The following is a 1,215-nucleotide window of genomic DNA, read 5'->3' as shown; positions in this document are numbered from 1 at the left end:
CCGTCGAAATTAACGAGAGTAATCCCAGGGACGCCGACTTCTTTAATTTTCTCCAGTCCTACTTGAAAGCCGTCAGAACGTAACCCTATGGAATCCAAGTAAAACTTCATATCCAACAAAGAAAAACCTTTCTCTTTGATTTTTTCTTTATCACCTTTTTCAAACATGCTTTTGAAGATATCTTGTTCAGATGACTCTGTTGCATAATGAAAAGTGAGAAGAGAAGCCAGGGCGGCAGAGCCACAGCTGAAGTCATACTGTTGGCGAAAAACATCACCGAACACTATTTCTTTGTAGCTTTTAACAGGAACAGAGTAATGTGCTCGGTAAGGTAGCAGTTCTAATGAAATGGCTGATGCTGAATAAACGAGCATCAGCCAAATTAAGTTATTTAATACTTTCATATTGTTTACTTGAGTGTCAGGTTAACGACGGTAGAGTTCTGGATTAAAACGTTGTTTCCGCTGTTCTGAATTACGTTGGATATACCCGAACTGTCTGCGAACGCTCCACTTGATAGTATATTGTTACCACTCACGGTGTTTGACGCGACATTATCTGACGAAATACCATTGATATCTGATTCTGCATAAACCAAGTCGAGTTCAACATTTTGTCCACCTCTTGATTCATTCATGATATCCAAGCTAACTTCTCCGCCAGATAATGCAATGTCATCAGCGAGTGCAGTGCAGGCAACTATCATACTCAAAGTACAGATTGCCAAACGCATCGCTTTCTCCTACTAGTCGGTTACTCACCCCCAGTAAACACACTTGCATTAGTTGTAACAGATTGTTGTACAAGTGAATTTGAACCAGCATTCTGACCAACGGTAGTAATACCAGCTGCACCACCAAGACCACCAAGGGTGTTCATGTTTTCAACTCGAACTCGAGTATCATCCGCGTTAGTTGCATAAATAACTGATGCACCTGTAACACCACCCATTAGGCTTGAGCTCGCAACAACCATATCTGTATCCATATGGACTTGATTGAAGCTATCAACATTTGTTGAGCTCGAGTCACTTTGATAGTTACTATTGTCGTTAAAGCTGTTCGAGTTTGTTGTGCTTGAATCAGCGTAGCTACGGTTATCACTCTGGTTACGGTTGTCGCTTTGATTACGATTATCGCTGTTATCGTTAAAGCTACTGTTGATACTAGAGTCACTGTTGTCGTTGTTGCTACGTCTTACAGTAGTACTAGAGTC

General features: G+C 41.1%; 2 protein-coding genes and 1 pseudogene. All 3 read right to left on the bottom strand.

Annotation, left to right across the window (positions count from 1 at the left end; genetic code table 11):
* A partial coding sequence (locus tag IQR33_RS09030) for a C39 family peptidase (protein ID WP_265575780.1) occupies nucleotides 1–404 on the bottom strand: 404 nt, incomplete at its 3' end.
* Nucleotides 405–409: 5 nt separating this feature from the next.
* Nucleotides 410–733 (bottom strand): hypothetical protein, encoded by a 324-nt coding sequence (locus IQR33_RS09025; RefSeq protein WP_005380167.1) that lies wholly within the window; start codon nucleotides 731–733, stop codon nucleotides 410–412.
* 20 nt (nucleotides 734–753) lie between these two features.
* A pseudogene (locus tag IQR33_RS09020) lies at nucleotides 754–1,215 on the bottom strand (dentin sialophosphoprotein); the annotation flags it as partial.

Source organism: Vibrio sp. OPT46 (genome assembly GCF_015163535.1).
GTDB classification, from domain to species: Bacteria; Pseudomonadota; Gammaproteobacteria; order Enterobacterales; family Vibrionaceae; genus Vibrio; species Vibrio alginolyticus.
The sequence above is the reverse complement of the archived record's forward strand: the minus strand, read 5'-3'. Positions and strand labels throughout refer to the sequence as shown.

What these genes read in the sequence shown, in the direction of transcription:
- IQR33_RS09025 (WP_005380167.1), bottom strand. Translation starts at nt 733, where the DNA reads ATGCGTTTGGCAATCTGTACTTTGAGTATGATAGTTGCCTGCACTGCA.